The 16,184-nt window shown below is 69.5% G+C and carries 15 protein-coding genes; 12 read left to right on the top strand and 3 right to left on the bottom strand.

Annotated elements, in window-relative coordinates; all coding sequences use genetic code 11:
• Positions 1 to 167: 167 nt before the first annotated feature.
• Positions 168 to 815 carry a phosphate signaling complex protein PhoU gene (gene phoU, locus AC08OQ_RS04780; RefSeq protein WP_462187953.1) on the bottom strand — a complete coding sequence of 216 codons (648 nt, stop codon included), beginning with the start codon at positions 813 to 815 and terminating at the stop codon, positions 168 to 170.
• Between the two features lie 338 nt (positions 816 to 1,153).
• Here phoU and AC08OQ_RS04775 point away from each other — a divergent pair, with 338 nt between their 5' ends.
• The 11 genes from AC08OQ_RS04775 to AC08OQ_RS04725 all read left to right on the top strand — a co-directional run bounded on the left by AC08OQ_RS04775 (position 1,154) and on the right by AC08OQ_RS04725 (position 13,421).
• Positions 1,154 to 2,425 (top strand): sensor histidine kinase, encoded by a 1,272-nt coding sequence (locus AC08OQ_RS04775; RefSeq protein WP_476595850.1) that lies wholly within the window; start codon positions 1,154 to 1,156, stop codon positions 2,423 to 2,425.
• Between the two features lie 117 nt (positions 2,426 to 2,542).
• Positions 2,543 to 3,223 carry a response regulator transcription factor gene (locus AC08OQ_RS04770; protein ID WP_011434934.1) on the top strand — a complete coding sequence of 227 codons (681 nt, stop codon included), beginning with the start codon at positions 2,543 to 2,545 and terminating at the stop codon, positions 3,221 to 3,223.
• 125 nt (positions 3,224 to 3,348) lie between these two features.
• The gene (locus tag AC08OQ_RS04765; RefSeq protein WP_476611916.1) at positions 3,349 to 4,320 is read left to right on the top strand and encodes a Ppx/GppA phosphatase family protein; all 972 of its coding nucleotides are present in this window, start codon (positions 3,349 to 3,351) and stop codon (positions 4,318 to 4,320) included.
• A gap of 270 nt (positions 4,321 to 4,590) precedes the next feature.
• On the top strand, positions 4,591 to 5,535 hold the full coding sequence (locus AC08OQ_RS04760) for a sugar phosphate isomerase/epimerase family protein (protein ID WP_476598715.1): 945 nt from the start codon (positions 4,591 to 4,593) through the stop codon (positions 5,533 to 5,535).
• A 70-nt stretch (positions 5,536 to 5,605) separates the two neighbouring features.
• Positions 5,606 to 6,403 (top strand): class I SAM-dependent methyltransferase, encoded by a 798-nt coding sequence (locus AC08OQ_RS04755; protein WP_462187951.1) that lies wholly within the window; start codon positions 5,606 to 5,608, stop codon positions 6,401 to 6,403.
• A gap of 402 nt (positions 6,404 to 6,805) precedes the next feature.
• Positions 6,806 to 8,479, top strand: a complete 1,674-nt coding sequence (locus tag AC08OQ_RS04750) for an acyltransferase family protein (protein ID WP_476598688.1) — start codon at positions 6,806 to 6,808, stop codon at positions 8,477 to 8,479.
• A gap of 230 nt (positions 8,480 to 8,709) precedes the next feature.
• Positions 8,710 to 9,507, top strand: a complete 798-nt coding sequence (proC, locus tag AC08OQ_RS04745) for a pyrroline-5-carboxylate reductase (RefSeq protein ID WP_476593471.1) — start codon at positions 8,710 to 8,712, stop codon at positions 9,505 to 9,507.
• A gap of 112 nt (positions 9,508 to 9,619) precedes the next feature.
• Positions 9,620 to 9,718 (top strand): 30S ribosomal protein bS22, encoded by a 99-nt coding sequence (locus AC08OQ_RS04740; RefSeq protein WP_003948845.1) that lies wholly within the window; start codon positions 9,620 to 9,622, stop codon positions 9,716 to 9,718.
• A gap of 255 nt (positions 9,719 to 9,973) precedes the next feature.
• Complete coding sequence (locus AC08OQ_RS04735) at positions 9,974 to 10,843, top strand: SAM hydrolase/SAM-dependent halogenase family protein (protein WP_476598687.1); 870 nt, start codon at positions 9,974 to 9,976, stop codon at positions 10,841 to 10,843.
• A gap of 322 nt (positions 10,844 to 11,165) precedes the next feature.
• Positions 11,166 to 12,206, top strand: coding sequence for an NAD-dependent epimerase/dehydratase family protein (locus AC08OQ_RS04730; protein ID WP_462187954.1), 1,041 nt, complete (start codon positions 11,166 to 11,168; stop codon positions 12,204 to 12,206).
• A 60-nt stretch (positions 12,207 to 12,266) separates the two neighbouring features.
• Positions 12,267 to 13,421, top strand: a complete 1,155-nt coding sequence (locus AC08OQ_RS04725) for a lysophospholipid acyltransferase family protein (RefSeq protein ID WP_476604481.1) — start codon at positions 12,267 to 12,269, stop codon at positions 13,419 to 13,421.
• 25 nt (positions 13,422 to 13,446) lie between these two features.
• Here the strand turns inward: AC08OQ_RS04725 and AC08OQ_RS04720 are convergent, their stop codons facing one another.
• Together AC08OQ_RS04720 and AC08OQ_RS04715 are read right to left on the bottom strand one after the other, a co-directional pair.
• Entirely contained in the window at positions 13,447 to 14,334 is an 888-nt protein-coding gene (locus tag AC08OQ_RS04720; RefSeq protein ID WP_462189301.1) for an HAD family hydrolase, read from the bottom strand.
• Between the two features lie 235 nt (positions 14,335 to 14,569).
• Positions 14,570 to 15,538 (bottom strand): sigma-70 family RNA polymerase sigma factor, encoded by a 969-nt coding sequence (locus AC08OQ_RS04715; RefSeq protein ID WP_476604480.1) that lies wholly within the window; start codon positions 15,536 to 15,538, stop codon positions 14,570 to 14,572.
• A gap of 257 nt (positions 15,539 to 15,795) precedes the next feature.
• Between AC08OQ_RS04715 and AC08OQ_RS04710 the strand changes: the two genes are divergently transcribed.
• The gene (locus AC08OQ_RS04710) at positions 15,796 to 16,107 is read left to right on the top strand and encodes a glutaredoxin family protein (protein ID WP_476598682.1); all 312 of its coding nucleotides are present in this window, start codon (positions 15,796 to 15,798) and stop codon (positions 16,105 to 16,107) included.
• The last annotated feature ends 77 nt before the right edge of the window (positions 16,108 to 16,184 follow it).

Genomic DNA, 16,184 nt, shown 5'->3' with positions numbered 1-16,184 from the left:
TATAGCCATATAGTCCCGGCCGAGTCCTATAGCCCTGACCGGCCCGTGCCACCGTCGCGGGCCATCTCGGGCAGCCGCCATAGCGTCGGCGGGATGCACGCGGGGAACCGTCGGGCCGTGCGTGGGGGCCACGCGCGCGAGGCCGGGGGCGGATCCCCCGGGTGCCCTCACGTGCGGCTGGAATCTCCGGTGACCAGGTAGAGCACCCGGCGGGCGACCGAGACCGCATGGTCGGCGTACCGCTCGTAGTAGCGGCCGCAGAGAGTGATGTCGATCGCCGCCTCCATCCCGTGCGGCCAGGGCTTCTCGATCAGTATGTGGAACAGGGCGCGGTGCAGCCCGTCCATCGCATCGTCGTCGGCCTCCAACTGCTTGGCGAGGTCGGTGTCCCGGCTGGCGATCACCGATCCGGCCTTCGCGACGATGCGCTGCGCGACCTGCCCCATCTCCAGAATGGTCGCACGAAGCTCCGGCGGGATCGCCCGGCCCGGATAGCGCCGACGGGCGACCTTCGCCACGTGCAGGGCGAGGTCGCCCATCCGCTCCAGGTCGGCGACGATCCGCAGCGTGGCCACCATCATCCTCAGATCGGTGGCGACCGGGGCCTGGCGGGCCATCACGTCGAAGGCCCGCTCCTCGATCTCGTTGCGCAGCAGGTCGACCGTCTCGTCTCCGCTGATGACGTTTTCGGCGAGTTGGAGATCGGCGTCGAGGAGAGCGGTAGTGGCCCGGGCCATGGCCGAGGCGACCAGGTTGGTCATCTCGATCAGGGACTGGTTGATGCTATCGAGCTCGTCGGTGAAGGCGTCCCGCACGGACGGCTCCTTCTCATTCGGTGGCGGATCGAGGGGTCAGAGATCCTGAGGGATTGACTTGATCATGATGGTCCTGGGTACTTGCGTCGCTCCGGCTCTGACGATGATGCGGACCTCTCGCTCTCTGGTGAACTTTGGCGATGGGTCTGATGAACAGCTAGCGACGATCGGCGGTGGAGGCTTGCAGAGCAATACCTAGGTGGCATGCGGACACCTAGCATGCGGCGAGTGGGTGACAGGTCGGCGGATGCCATGACAACCGGTACACACCGCATCCGCAGCTCGTGCAGCTCGTGCAGGTCGGCAGGCCGTGCAGGGTGAGTGGACGATGGTGGACGATGACAGCAGTGCCTGGAACAGCCGGTTCGACGACTGACTCGACGACTGACCTGACGACTGGTTCGGCGTCCGGCGGGGACACCGGCGGCATGACGTTGCCGGCGAAGCTCGTGCGTCGGGTGATCGCCGGCCTGCCGACCGGTCTGCTCGTCCTCGACACCGCGGACCGGGTGGTCCTGGTGAACACGGTCGCGCGACGCATGGGTGTGGTCGCCGCCGACGAGATCGCGGTGGCGGAGCTGGCCGATCTCGTCCGGGCCACCCGGCTCGCGGGCAGTGACCAGGAGCGGCAGCTCGAGCTGCCGCCCGTCCCCGAGCCCCCCCTCACCCGTCCCCGACCGGACCAGGAGGGGCTGGCGGTGCGTGCCCGGGCCCGGCTGCTGGACTCGTCCGGTCATGTCGCCGTCATCGTGGATGACATCACCGAGTCGCGTCGGGTCGAGGCCGTCCGTCGGGACTTCGTGGCGAACATCAGCCACGAGCTCAAGACACCGGTCGGTGCGTTGCACGTCCTTGCCGAAGCGGTCGCCGCGGCCTGCGAGGACCCGGTGGCAGTCCGCCGGTTCGCCTCCCGGATGACTCACGAATCGGCCCGGCTCGCCCGTCTGGTTCAGGAGATCATCGATCTCTCCCGGCTGCAGGGCGCCGATCCGCTGCCCAACCTGCGGCCGATGCGGGCGTCCGCGGTGCTCACCGAGGCGGTCGACCGCACCCGGCTGGCAGCGCAGGCCCAGGCGATCTCGGTTGTGGTGATCGGCGACGATGACCTGCCGGTGTGCGGGGACGAGGGCCAGCTCGTGACCGCCGTCGCGAACCTGCTCGACAATGCGATCAGCTACTCGCCGCGTGGCACCCGGGTCGTGCTCGGGGTCCGGCGCAGCGGTGGGACCGTGGAGATCTCCGTCGCCGACGAGGGCATCGGGATCGCGGAGAAGGACCTGGAACGGGTCTTCGAACGTTTCTATCGGGCGGATCCGGCGCGATCCCGCGCGACCGGTGGGACCGGCCTGGGGCTCGCCATCGTCAAGCACATCGCGACCAATCACGGCGGCGTGGTCTCCGTGTGGAGCGCCGAGGGCGCGGGTTCCACCTTCACGCTCCGGCTGCCGCTGTTCACCGGCGACGATGACGATGCGATGACGGACGGCCCGGACGAAACCCGCGAGGATGACGGGGTGGATGGCTTCGACGTCGTCGGGGTCGGTGCCGACGCCCGCGGTCGGGGCGATGGTGAACATCATGGCGATGATGAACTCGGTGGCGGTTCGTGAACGGTGAACGGTACTGGTCATGACCAGTGAACGCGGCGGGTCCACCCGTCCCATCGACAGTAACAGGAAGCGGTCCGGGTCGGCCGGTCCGTCCAACGTAACAAGGGGAGCGAACAGGTGACCCGGCTGCTCGTGGTCGAGGACGAGGAGTCCTTCTCCGACGCGTTGTCGTTCATGTTGGAACGGGAGGGCTTCGAGGTGGGAGTCGTCGCCGACGGCCCCAGCGCGCTGGCCGAGTTCGATCGGCGGGGGGCTGATCTTGTGCTGCTGGACCTCATGCTGCCGGGCCTGTCGGGCACGGAAGTGTGCCGGACCTTGCGAACCCGTTCCACTGTGCCGATCATCATGCTGACCGCTCGGGATAGCGAGATCGACAAGGTGCTCGGGCTGGAACTCGGAGCGGACGACTACGTCACGAAGCCGTTCTCCGCCCGGGAACTGGTGGCGCGGATCCGCGCGGTGCTGCGGCGGCGGTCGGAGAACGAGGAGGTGGGGGACGCGACGTTGGAGGCAGGCCCGGTCCGGATGGACGTTGAGCGCCATGTCGTCACCGTCGACGGGACCACGGTCACCCTGCCGCTCAAGGAGTTCGAGCTGTTGGAGATGTTCCTGCGCAACGCGGGCCGGGTGCTGACCCGGGGCCAACTGATCGACCGGGTCTGGGGGTCGGACTACGTCGGCGACACCAAGACCCTGGATGTCCACGTCAAACGACTGCGGACAAAGATCGAGCACGAACCCGGCAACCCGCGGCACCTGGTGACCGTTCGGGGACTGGGATACAAGTTCGAGCCGTGACCCCGGCGGTCGCGGCCGGAGGGAACGGTGAAGAGGTGCTCGGTGGCGTGTGTCCGGGTGCGTGGTTTCCGAAGATCGTGGCGCAGCCCGACGCCGCTGTCGCTCCGGGACGGCAGGCGGCCGCGGTGAGTCCGCTCCCGGCGGGTCCACATCCCGGTCCGATGCGTCTTGGTGTGATCGACATCGGCTCGAACACCGTCCACCTGCTTGTCGTGGACGCGCACCGGGGCGGCCAGCCACAGCCGGCCGCCAGTGTGCGCGTGCCGCTGCGGCTGGTGGAACTGCTCGACGCGGACGGGGCGCTGGACGCCGCCGGAGAGCGCGCTCTGACCTCCTGCATTCTGGACATGCGCCAGCAGGCCGACGCGCTCGGGGTCTACGATCTGGCGGCCTTCGCCACGTCGGCGTTGCGGGACGCCACCAACGGAGAGGCGGTCCTGCGCCGGGTGGGCGAGGCCACCGGGGTCGCCATCGGCGTCCTGCCCGGGGAGGAGGAGGCCAGGTTGACCTTCCTCGCCGTCCGCCGGTGGTTCGGCTGGAGCGCCGGCCGGTTGCTGGCGTTGGACATCGGCGGTGGTTCCCTGGAGATCGGCGCCGGCATGCACGAGGATCCCGAGGTGGTCGCATCCCTGCCGCTCGGCGCGAGCCGGCTGACCCGGGACTGGCTGGTCCCGAGCGACCCGCCCAAGCGGTCCGAGCTCAGCGAGCTGCGCCGTTATGTCCGGTCCCAGATCGCGCCGATCGTGGGCACGATCTACCCCCTGGGGGAGCACACGAGGGCGGTGGCGACGTCGAAGACCTTCCGGTCGCTGGCCCGGATCGCCGGTGCGGAGCCCTACAGCCGCGGTCCCTATACCCGCCGGGTGCTGCGCCGGGACGACCTCGCGGAGGTGACGGCCAAGGTGTGCCGGATGTCGGTCGAGGAACGCGCGGCGCTGCCGGGCGTCTCCGCCTCCCGGGCGGCCCAGCTGGTCGCGGGGGCGGTCGTCGCGGACGAGGCTCTCGGTCTGTTTGCCATCCACGAGGTGGAGATCTGCCCCTGGGCCCTGCGTGAAGGGGTGATCCTGCGCCGGCTGGACTGGCTCACCTCATCCTGACGCCGGAGCGATGAATTCCCTTTACCCAGCAGAGGGTGACATGGGCGTTGCAGAAAGTGCTTTCGAGGTGCGTAATTGCCTGATGTGGCCGTTCTCACGGGCGATAGGGGGGTTCCAACCGTCATCCCGCGGATGTCTGTGCGGGCGGGCCCGCGGAGATGGCCTAGCCTGGGAGAGAGGTCGGTCATGACGGCCAACCCCCGGCTCGCGCGGCAGGGAGACGGATTGCAGGCATGGCGTGACGACGCGCGGTCGGTGGCGCCGACCGCGATGGCTCCCACCCCGATCTCGTCCGGCAGGGCCGCGGGCGGTCCGGGGCCCGGCGGTGGCGGCGGCTGCGGTGGTGGCGGTGGCTCCTCGCCCGTTGTCCCGCGCGGAGCGCCCGAGCTGGTCACGACCGCTCCGGGTGCCCGCGTGGCGCTCTCCACGGCTTCGACCTATCCCGAGTCCACCGCCTCGGCCTTCGAGATGGCGGCGCGGCTGGGGTATGACGGGGTCGAGATTATGGTCTGGACCGATCCGGTCAGCCAGGATCCGCAGGCGCTGAAGCGGCTGATGGACTATCACGGCATCCCGATTCTGGCCATTCACGCGCCGTGCCTGCTGCTCACCCAGCGGGTCTGGGGTACGGATCCATGGGCGAAGCTGGTGCGGGCCCGTACCGCGGCTGAGACGCTCGGCGCGTCGACGGTCGTCGTCCACCCGCCGTTTCGCTGGCAGCGGGACTATGCCCGCGAGTTCGTGACGGGCATCGAGCGGATGGCCGGCGAGACCGACATCCGCTTCGCGGTGGAGAACATGTTCCCGCTGCGGGCGCGGGGGCGGGAGGTCTCCGCCTATGCCCCGGACTGGTCCCCGGTCGAGGATGACTACGCGCATGTCACCCTCGACCTGTCGCACACGAGTGTGTCCCGCTCGGACCCGCTCGAGATGGCCGAGCTTCTCGGCGAGCGGCTGGTCCACGTGCATATGGCCGATGGTCTGGGCTCGGCCAAAGACGAACATCTCGTCCCCGGTCGTGGCACGCAGCCCTGTGCCGAGCTGCTCGAACTGCTGGCCGCCGGCGGTTTCGCCGGCACCGTGGTGGTCGAGATCAACACCAGGCGGGCCGAGTCGCGCGCCCAGCGCGAGGCCGAACTCGCCGAGGCGCTGGCGTTCACCCGTCTGCACTTCGCCGCACCGTCTGCCGCAGGACTCCGTTCCACCTACGGCTGATCCACCGATAGCTGACCCACCGACAGCTGACCCGCGTCCGGGGCTGACACCGTTCCCGTGGATCGCCGCTATGGTCGAGTGCCACCATGGCGGAGTGTCCGTCCCTTCTGGTCGTACCCCCACCGGCTCGCTGTTCGACCCGTTGGCGGATGCCTACGCCGCGGCCAGGCCGAGTTATCCCGACCACATCTTCCGTGACGTCGAGCGGTTCCTCGGGCGGCCGCTGCGCGGCGCGGACGTGCTTGACGTCGGCGCCGGGACCGGCATCGCCACGCGCCTGCTGATCGGCCGGGGCGCGCGGGTGGTACCGGTGGAACCCGGGCCGAACATGCTGGCGCGGTTGCGCGAGCGGAGCCCCGGACTGCCCACGGTGCGCGGGGACGGGGAGGCGTTGCCCTTCCGGAACCAGGTTGCCGACCTGGTCTGCTATGCCCAGGCATGGCACTGGGTACATGTGCCGACCGCCGCGGCCGAGGCCGCCCGCGTGCTGCGGCCCGGCGGAGCCCTCGCCGTGTGGTGGAACGACGTCGACGCCGAGGAGTACCGGTGGTGGCAGCGCCAGCAGGAACGGCTCGAGCGGATGAACTCCGGATATCACCGCGGGTACCGTGCGCGACCGTTCGCCGACGAGCTGCGGTGGACCGGCCACTTCAGTGAGGTCGTCACCCTGACCGGCCGGTGGCGGCGCCGGATTAACATCGATGACTACCTCACGTGGCAGCGGTCGAAGTCCTACGTCGCGGCCATCGGCGATCGCCTCGGCGATTTCCTTGACGCGGAGCGTCGCACGATGCTGCGCGCCTTTCCTGACGGTGTCGTCGTCGAGCCGTTTCGTACGCTCCTGGTGATTGCCCAGGTTCCCGAGTAGCGCGCGGGAGAGACGGCGTGGGCGCCCCTGCCGCGGCTCTCCCAGCCGGCGATCCCCCCCCTTTTCTCTGACGCACCGTGACGCCATGGTTCGGCCGATGTGTCTTCGTAATGAACCGTGCGCACAGCGTCGCTTTTTTGGTGTGACGTTGTTTTGTGGCCACTGGTACCCGTCTCGCCCTGAATTTTCCGATCCGTTAGTCTTGCGTCATTCGCACAGTGGTGTCTGACTTCGCTGGCGTAGCGGAGTGATACGGGTACCCGCGTCCGGGCCATTGGTCCGACCGGAGGCGTGGTTCGGGAGCGACTCACGCTCGGGTCACCGCGGCACCGTGCGGTCACCCTGAGTGTCGGGCGTCGGTGCCGGGACTGCCGGCGCCCGCTGGAGGAGGCGACGGTCATCATGCGGCTTGCTCCGCAGCAGACTGAGGCGACAAGGATAAAGCGCGACGGCACCCCGGCCGGCTGGGAGCCGCCGGCCGGACCCTCCATGCCGGCCGGGCCGGCCGAGCCCTCGGCGGCTGCCGCCGCGGCGAAGTTCGCGTACAACCCGGCGCTGGATGGGTTGCGGATCGTCTGTATCTACACCATCCTCGCCGGCCACATGGGCGCGATCCATGCCAGCAACGTCGCCGTCGACGTCTTCTTCGTGCTGAGTGGATTTCTTATCACCGCGCTCCTGCTGACCGAACACAGCCGGACCGGGACGATCTCGGTGAGTCGATTCTTGGTGCGCCGGGCCTACCGGCTGATGCCCGCGATGTGGGTGTACCTGCTCGTCGGGCTCGTGGTGACGGTGGCATTCAAATGGAACGACATCCCCTTCCGGGACGACTACATCGGGAGTGCGCTCTCCGCCTTCTTCAATGTCAACAACTGGTACAAGGTCCTACATCCTGCCGCCGGTGGGCGATGGTTGGCCCACGTGTGGTCCTTGTCCCTGGAGGAGCAGTTCTATCTCCTGTGGCCGGGGCTGTTCCTGATTGTCAGCCGCTCGGACCGGTTCCGGGCGCACCTGCTGAAGATACTTCTCGCCATGATCGCCTTCGCGGCGGTCTGGACCTGGACCGTGGCCGTCGGCGGCGCCCCGCACTCGCGGGTGTACCTCGCGCTGGACACGCACGTCACCCCGCTGCTGATCGGCTGTCTGCTGGCGGTCTGGCGTGACACCCGCCTGCGCGCCCTCGTCGCAGAGGAGCCGGGCCTGACCGCGCCGCGCCGCCGCCGGCACGCCCAGCAGATCGGCACGATGACCCCTGCCACGGCGGCGACGGTCGAGCGTTGGCGGGCGGGCCGTCGGATCGCCGATTTCGGCCTCGTCGCGGGGATCGGATTGATCTTCTTCGCCTTCCTTGGGCCGGACAAGGACGGTTATGACGCCAACTGGCTCGACCATGCCGCCTACCTGCCCAGCGCCCTGCTCGGTGCCGTGGTCATTCTGGGCGCCGACCTGCGTCGCGACGCCTGCTGGGTTCGCCTGCTGGGTGGTCCGCGGATGGCTTTCCTCGGAAAGATCACTTTCAGTATCTACCTCTGGCACTATCCGGTGATCTCGGCTGCGAACGGGCAGCTGGTGCCCCGGATCGGGCTGTGGCCGTCGGTCGTCGTGGCGGCGGCGGTCAGCACGTTCATCGCGTACTTCTCGAACCGGTTCGTGGAGAAGCCCGCGCAGCGTGCCCGACCCCCGTGGGCCGACACCCCCCGTGGGCCCGCGCCAGCCGCGATCGGTCAGTCTGATCGGCTGGATCGCGACCGGCCCAGCGATCCGCCCGGGACCCGGTCGCAGGGCGGCTGGTCGGACGGTAACCGGTCGGACGACGGTGGCTGGTCGTCGTACGAGGTCGGGTCCGATCAACCGGCGGCTGGCCCGGCCGATGCCGATGAATGGATCGATGAGGGCTACGCCCGTCCTTGGCCGGGGTATGGGTACGGACTCACCGAGACCGCCGACCTGTCGTGGGCGGTGCGAGGCCGGCAGAACGGCGGCGAGGAGGCGCAGCGGCCGGCGGCCACGGACCGCCCATACACCGCCGAAAATGATCTACGATCCTCGATCCGTCGCCGGCCGGCAAGGTGAACGTCACGAGCCCTGGACGCGACACGAGCTCTGGACGGGTCACGAACCCGGCCACTGGGGTGGCCACGAACGCCGGCTCGAGTACGACGGGCGACGCGGAGCCGATCGCCAGTCGGGCTACGGCTGATCGCCCGCGCACGACGGTGGGCCGGGATCCGCGTTCCGCTGGCCGCCCGAGGGCGCCGTAACCTCCAGGCCGGGGTAGAAGCGGGTGGAAGGGAAGGATGGTCATGATCGTTACGGTCATGGGGGTGGGACGGCTCGGCGGGGCGATGCTGTCGGGGCTGCTGCGGTCCGGACATGCCGCTCAGGACATCGTCGTGGCCGAACGTGATGCCGACCGAGCTGGTGAGATCGTGGCGAGTCACGGCGTCGAGGTGCAGGCGCCGGCGGTGGCAGCCGCCAAGGCGGATGTTCTGATCATCGCGGTGAAGCCCCAGGACGTCGGGACCCTGCTGGCCGAGATCGGGTCGGTTGTGGCGAACGGGACGCTCGTGGTGTCGTTGGCGGCGGGCATCACCACTGATCTTCTCGAGGAGCGGCTACCTTCGCTTCCCCCAGTAGTCCGGGTGATGACGAACACCCCGCTGCTCGTCGGGGAGGCGATGTCGGCGATCTGCGGGGGCCGCTACGCCGAGGAGGAGCACCTTGCCACGGCAGAGGCCCTGCTGACGCCGGTCGGCAGGGTGACGCGGGTGGCGGAGTCCCAGCTCGACGCGGTGACGGCCCTGTCCGGTAGCGGACCGGCGTACTTCTTCTACCTTGTCGATGCGATGATCGAGGCGGGTGTGCTCCTCGGGCTGCCCCGGACCCTGGCCGCGGAACTCATGACCCAAACCGCTCTGGGCTCGGCGCGGATGCTGCGCGAGAGCGGCGAGCATCCGGCGCTGTTGCGGGAGGCCGTCACCTCTCCGGCCGGGACCACGATCGCGGCGCTGCGGGAGCTGGACCGTCGCGGTGTGCGCGCGGCGCTCATGGACGCCCTGGAGGCGGCGAGCAGTCGGTCGCGGGAACTCGGCCGTGGTTGAGAGCACCCGGGTACCGGAGCACCTGGGTACCGGAGTGCCCGGGCTCCGATGGCTGCCCGCCGTGGCGGGTAGGCTCGCCCGGTAACTTCCTCAACATAGATCGGTCGGGTACGTGGGTTCTGTCATCAAGAAGCGTCGTAAGCGGATGGCCAAGAAGAAGCACCGCAAGTTGCTGAAGCGGACGCGCGTTCAGCGCCGCAACAAGAAGTAGGCCGCTGACAGGAAGTAGGTAGCGCACCAGTACGCGGGTCGCCCACCGGGGGGTGGGGCGTACCCGGGAGTCCGGTCACACCTGGAGGTAGTCGGCTGATCCGCGGTCCCCAGCGTCCGGCGTCCACCTCGCACGCCACGAGTTCGTACCGCCATGTCGTCTCGTATCATGTGGCTTTGCGTGCTGTAACTGTTACCGTGTGGCAGGCTGTTTCCCTCGGTGGCAGCGTGGCCGGCCCGCAGCCAGGGAGACGGCATGACGGGATCGTGGATCAATTTCCTGTCCGACTACGGCGTCGACGATGCCTCTGTAGGGGTGTGTCACGGGGTTATCGCGCGGCACGCCCCGTCGGCGCGCGTCCTCGACGTCTGCCACGCCATCGCGCCGCAGGACGTCGGGCATGCGGCCGTCACCCTGGTCGGCGCGATCGGTTATCTTCCGATAGGGGTTCATCTCGTCGTCGTGGAGCGGCTCGATGCCGACGGTTACACCCGTGGCGTGGCGATCCGGAGCACGGACGGCTCGACTTTCGTCTGCCCGGACAACGGCGTGGCGTCGCTGGCCTGGGAGGCGCTCGGTGGCGTCGCCGCGGTGCACGAGATCTCCAACCGGGAGCTGTGGCTGCCGCTGCCCACCGCGGTGTTCCGGGGACGGGACGTCTATGCGCCGGTCGCGGCCCGGCTCGCTGCCGGACTCGCCCTCACCGACGTCGGCCCCCGGCTCGACCCCGGCACGCTCACGCGTTTCCAGCCGCGGGCGTGCAGCGTCGACGACGACCATGTGCACGGCGAGGTCGTGTCCGTCGACCACTTCGGCAACCTCTCGCTCAACATGACCCGGGCCGAGTTGGAGGCCGCTGGCATTCTGTTGGGAGATCTGGTCGAGGTCCGCGCCGGCAACCGCGTCATGCGGCTCACGTTCACGTATACCTACGGCGATGTGCCTCGTGGTGGAGTCACCCTGTGCGAGGATGCGTTGCGTCGGGTGATGATCGCGGTAAACTGTGGGCGAGCGGCCGACCTGCTGCGGCTGCGGCGCCAGGACGCGGTCGTCGTGGCACAACTGCCGAGGAGCCCGTCACCGGGACGCTCCATCCGGGATCTTCCGCTGCCGGCCCAGCGGTGATGCCGGCATCACCGCTGGGCCGGCAGCAGCGGCACCGGGCCTGGCCGGCGTCGATCCTCCTCCGGCTTGGACGGGTTATTTTTTCCCCGTTTCTTCGTATTCGATGTGCGCGGCTGGCCTTACGCTGCGCAGTGAGCGGTCGAGGGATGGGCGTACGATGAGCCCACGATCGGACCGCATGAACCTTCCTCGGCCGGACATCGTGGCCTTCGGCCCCGGGGAACGGCGGCGTGCTCCGGTCGGCCTGGTTCGGGCTGCCCGGCCGCCCGGCCATCCGGTCCGGGTGCCGGACTGGACCATGCGGGCGTTGCGGGAGACTGCCATGAGACCACGCCGTGTGTTGGTGACCGGTGTAGCGCGGCCGTTGGGGGCGCAGGTGGCGATGGCGCTCGCGGCTGACCCGGGGGTCGAAGCCGTTGTCGGGGTCGATACCACTGCTCCCACCAGCGACCTCGGGCGGACCCAGTTCGTGCGCGCGGACATCCGGCATCCGTTGATCGCAAAGGTGATTTCTACCACGGAGATTGATGCGGTGCTGCACCTGAACGTGATCGCCACGCCGCTCGGTGCGGGTGGACGGACCGCGATGAAGGAAATCAACGTCATCGGCACGATGCAGCTGCTGGCCGCGTGTCAGAAGGCGCCCAGTGTCACCAAGCTGGTAGTGAAGTCCACGACGTCGATCTACGGGTCGTCCGCTCGCGACCCTGCGCTGTTTACGGAGGACACCGAGCCGCGCGCCCTGCCCACCGGTGGCTATGCCAAGGACGCCGTCGAGGTCGAGGGTTACGTGCGTGGATTCAGCCGGCGACGTCCCGACATCGCGGTAACCGTGCTGCGGTTCACCAACATCCTCGGTCCGCAGATCGACAGCCCGCTCGCGCGCTATCTGGACCTTCCGCTGGTTCCCACGGTCCTTGGCTTCGACCCCCGCATCCAGCTGTTGCACTCCGATGACGCGCTGGCCGTGCTGATGCGCGCGACCCGCGGCGCCCACCCGGGGACGTTCAACGTGGCCGGGGACGGTGTGCTCCTGCTTTCGCAGGCGATCCGCCGAGCGGGTCGGCCGTTCACGCCGGTGCCGTTCCCCATGATCGGGATGTTGGGCGGGGTCGCCCGGCGGCTGCGGCTCGTCGACTTCTCCGCTGAGCAGCTCGACTTTCTCGCGCACGGCCGGGCCGTGGACACGACCCGACTGAAGGAGATCTTCGGTTACCGGCCCCGGTACTCGACGGTGGAGACCTTCGACAGTTTCGTCCGCCAGCGCGGGCTCCGGTTCACCATCGACCACGATCTGATCTCCCGGGCCGAGCACAGGATGCTCGACTCGCTGGCCCGACGCCGGCTGGTGGGAACACGGTGATGGGGGGGCGGTTGCGGCCCGCCAGATGCGGGATCGGACAAGGGGGAGGCGGAACACGTGATGGAAGGTGACGAATCCCGGGGTGAAGCGCAGATCATGCCTTGGAAATCCGCCGCGGCCGACCCGGCTTCCCACGACCCGGCTTCCCACGACCCGGCTTTTCTCGACGGGGTTTTCCCCGGCGCGGTCTTCCTCGGTCCAGCCGCCGCGGCCGCCGCATCCCCTCGCTCCTCGCTCAACGGTGCCGAGGCGACGCTGACCGACAGCCGGTCGGCGGCGGGTGGGCCGTCCGACCCGACGACGGGTCCCACCGCCGGTGCCGGGCCCGACGGCGGTGCCGGGACGGACGGTGCGCCACCGCCGGTGGCCGAACCCGGTGATCTGGAGACGGCCCTCGCGGGATCGCTGGCCTTCCTGCGGCGGCGCATCACCGGCGACTACGTCGTCGACGAGCACGGGTTTGACCCGGACCTCACCGAACACGTCGTCGCTCCGCTGCTGCGGCCGATCTACCGGGACTACTTCCGGGTCGAGACCCGGGGGCTGGAGAACATCCCGGACACGGGTGGCGCTCTGGTGGTGGCCAATCACTCGGGCACCCTGCCAATGGACGCGCTGATGATGGCTGTGGCCATCCTCGATCATCATCCGGCCCATCGCCACCTGCGCATGCTCGCGGCCGACCTGGTGTTCGCGGTGCCGTTCCTGGCCCCGCTGGCTCGTAAGATCGGCAACACCCTGGCGTGTCAGGCTGACGCGGAACACCTGCTGAATACCGGGCACCTTGTCGGGGTCTGGCCGGAGGGCTTCAAGGGCGTCGGCAAGCCGTTCAGTGAGCGGTACAAGTTGCAGCGGTTCGGGCGCGGAGGGTTCGTCTCGGCCGCGTTGCGGACGGGTGCGCCGATCATTCCGTGCACGATCGTCGGAGCCGAAGAAATCTATCCTATGATCGGCAACGCGAGGTCGCTCGCTCGCCTGCTCGGGCTGCCCTACCTGCCGATTACACCGACCTTCCCGTGGCTCGGCCTGCTGGGGTTCATCCCGCTTCCATCCAAATGGATCATCGAGTTCGGGGAGCCGGTCCCGACGAAGACGTACACCGCTGAGGCGGCGGACGACCCGATGCTGGTGTTCGAGCTCACCGACCGCATCCGGGAGACCATCCAGCACACGCTGTACAGCCTGCTGATGCAGCGCCGCTCGGTGTTCTTCTAGGTTCTTTCCCGGCACCGAAGGTGCTCTAGGCGCCCGCGGCCCGGCGCCGCAACGCCATGCCGGCGGCGACCCCGCCGGCGAGCGCGCCCACCCCGGCTGCCGTCGGAATGCCGATCTTGGCTGCCTTGCGGGCCGTGCGAAAGTCCTTGATCGGCCATTCGCGTTCCCGGGCCACGGTCTTCAGGTCCGGATCCGGGTTGATCGCGACCGGGTGGCCCACCAGGGAGAGCATGGGCAGATCGTTGATCGAGTCCGAGTAGGCCCAGCACCGGGACAGGTCCAGACCCTCCCGCTCGGCGAGCGCCTGCACGGCCTCGGCCTTCGCCTGGCCGTGCAGCAGACCGCCGACCAGGTGGCCGGTGTAGGTGCCCTCGGCGGAGACCTCGCTGACCGTGCCGAGGGCGCCGGTGAGGTTCAGTCGCCGGGCGATGACCGAGGCGAGCTCGACCGGGGTGGCCGTGACCAGCCACACTCGCTGGCCCGCGTCAAGGTGCTGCTGGGCGAGCGCGTGCGTGCCCGAGTAGATCTGCTCGGCCATCCGCTCGTCGTAGATCTCCTCGCCGTAACGGACGATCTCGGCCACCGTGCGCCCGGCGACGAAGGCGAGCGCGGTCTCCCGAGCGTCCCGGATGCCGTTCGGGTCCTCGAGCCCACGCAGCCGGTAGGTGATGTGCTGCCAGCCGAACCGGATCAGGTCACGCGAGTTGAAGAAGTCCCGGGCGGCCAGGCCGCGGGCGAAGTAGAAGATCGAGGCGCCCGCCATCATGGTGTTGTCCACGTCGAAGAACGCGGCCGCCGACTCGTCCAGCGGGGCCCGCGGAACCTCCTCGGCCGCGACCTTCAAGGCGGCGATCGCGGCGGCCTCGGCGGCCTGCCTCGTCGTGGCCAGGTCCCTGCGTCGTCGCACCCTCATCGTCAACTCCATGTTGTCCGGGGCGGAGCAAGGGCTCGGCTCGGGAAGTGACCGGGGCCGCCGCCCACCCCTCGTCGCCACCTCCGCGCGCCGCGATCCACGCCATGGTTCGCCGGCACGCCGTCAGAGTACGGTGCGGTACGACTTCGCGGCGGCCGCCGCTCGAACGTGACTGCGCGAAAGTGCCGATGGAACAACGACCGGGCCGCGGTTGCGACGTGATCTGGGATATCGCTCACGGCGAGGGGCCCGGAGGCCAGGCCGTGTCTGTTGCGGGAAGGGCGCGAGCAAGTGTCCGAATCGCTCTGAACTGCAAGGATTTGACCGCCCCCTCATTACGGCCCATGGCCAGCGCGGTCTCGCGGACCGACAGCCCTTCGAGGAACCGGAGCGCGACGCACTCCTGCTGGTCCGGGCGCAGCTCGCGGACGGCGTCAAGCAGCTCGCGGCGGGTCAGCACGGCCAGGATCGACTCTTCGGGGCTCGGTACCGTCAGCGCCGTGGCCCGGTGCTCGGCCGCGGCGAGGATGTCCGCCGTCGGGATCTCGAACCGGCACCGCGCCGAGCGGGCCTGATCGACCAGCAGGTTGCGAGCGATGGTGATGAACCAGGCACCGATGTCCCGCCCCTGCCACCGGAACGTGCCGATTGAGCGGAAGGCACGCAGGAAGGTCTCGCTGACGATGTCCTCGGCGGCCACCGGATCCCCGCCCAGCCGGTACAGCGCGTATCGGAACACGAGGTCGGCGTACCGGTCGTAGAGCAGCCCGAAGGCGTCGACGTCACCTCGCCGGGCCCGGGCGACGAGCGCCGTCCGGTCGTCGTCGGCCGGCTCGCTCGGAGGGTCCCCGACCCGCTCGCGGTCCTCCCGGGCGCCCACCGGGGACATCGCATCCTGCCGGTGGAGGGGGCCGGGATGCCGGGCGGATCCCACGGGCCAGGCCGCCACCGTCGTCGTGGCCGCAGCCGGGTCCGTCCCCGCCGCGCGGCTCGTCCCGGCCGGCACCGTGGATCCCGACGCCGTGGATCCCGACGCCGTGGGGGCGGTTGGCCGTCCGGTCCCGGACAACCGGGGTAGGAGGGCGCGGATCCCGTCCCTCCTGAGGAGCGGGAGGAGCGGGACCGACGGTCCCCGCGCTGCATCCAGGCCGCGGCGCGGGGCGACGAGGCCGGCGGCGAGGTCGGCGAGCGTGCATTCGGTCACAGCCCGGGCTCCGGAGGGTGCGGTCGCGGCAAGGCGGGCCGGGAGGCCCGGCGCACATGGTTCCGTTAGTAGCTGAGTGTAGCCGGAGGAGGGACCGCGGAAAGTCGGAGATCGTCCGGGTGCAGGCAGGGGGCGTCTCCCGGCGAGGCCCGGACCGAACCGCACGTCGGGGTCGGGCCCCTGAGCGGACCTCGGTCCCGCTCGAGCGGTTCGGGAAGCCACTCGGCAGCGACCGGGATCGCGCCTACCATCGTGGAATGGACGACGGGTTGGAACGGGCGGATTCCGGCCACGACGGTGTGCGTATCACACTGCTCACCCGGACGGGATGTCATCTGTGCGATACCGCGCGGGCGGCGGTCGTCCGGGTCGCCGAGCAGGAGCAGGTCGGGTGGCGGGAGGCCAATGTCAACGCCGATCCCCAGCTTGCCGACGCCTACGGCGACCGGGTGCCGGTCATCCTGCTCGACGGCCGGGAACACGGTTACTGGCGGGTGGAGGAGGACCGGCTGCGGCGGGCGCTCGCCGGCGGCCGGTGGGCGCTGCGGCCCGCCGAGGGCGGTCGCTGATCAGGGGGCTGGTTCTCCGGATCTGGATCTGTCGCTGATCTTGTGATCGAACTGGCCCTCTCATGATCGTCTAGCTG

This window comes from Frankia sp. CcCS3, from assembly GCF_977927575.1.
This window is presented reverse-complemented; position numbering and strand designations above follow the sequence as displayed.

What these genes read in the sequence shown, in the direction of transcription:
- AC08OQ_RS04720 (WP_462189301.1), bottom strand. Translation starts at nt 14,334, where the DNA reads ATGAGGGTGCGACGACGCAGGGACCTGGCCACGACGAGGCAGGCCGCC.
- AC08OQ_RS04775 (WP_476595850.1), top strand. Translation starts at nt 1,154, where the DNA reads ATGACAGCAGTGCCTGGAACAGCCGGTTCGACGACTGACTCGACGACT.
- AC08OQ_RS04730 (WP_462187954.1), top strand. Translation starts at nt 11,166, where the DNA reads ATGAGACCACGCCGTGTGTTGGTGACCGGTGTAGCGCGGCCGTTGGGG.
- AC08OQ_RS04735 (WP_476598687.1), top strand. Translation starts at nt 9,974, where the DNA reads ATGACGGGATCGTGGATCAATTTCCTGTCCGACTACGGCGTCGACGAT.
- AC08OQ_RS04750 (WP_476598688.1), top strand. Translation starts at nt 6,806, where the DNA reads ATGCGGCTTGCTCCGCAGCAGACTGAGGCGACAAGGATAAAGCGCGAC.
- AC08OQ_RS04755 (WP_462187951.1), top strand. Translation starts at nt 5,606, where the DNA reads ATGGTCGAGTGCCACCATGGCGGAGTGTCCGTCCCTTCTGGTCGTACC.
- AC08OQ_RS04710 (WP_476598682.1), top strand. Translation starts at nt 15,796, where the DNA reads ATGGACGACGGGTTGGAACGGGCGGATTCCGGCCACGACGGTGTGCGT.
- AC08OQ_RS04725 (WP_476604481.1), top strand. Translation starts at nt 12,267, where the DNA reads ATGGAAGGTGACGAATCCCGGGGTGAAGCGCAGATCATGCCTTGGAAA.
- AC08OQ_RS04760 (WP_476598715.1), top strand. Translation starts at nt 4,591, where the DNA reads ATGGCTCCCACCCCGATCTCGTCCGGCAGGGCCGCGGGCGGTCCGGGG.
- proC (WP_476593471.1), top strand. Translation starts at nt 8,710, where the DNA reads ATGATCGTTACGGTCATGGGGGTGGGACGGCTCGGCGGGGCGATGCTG.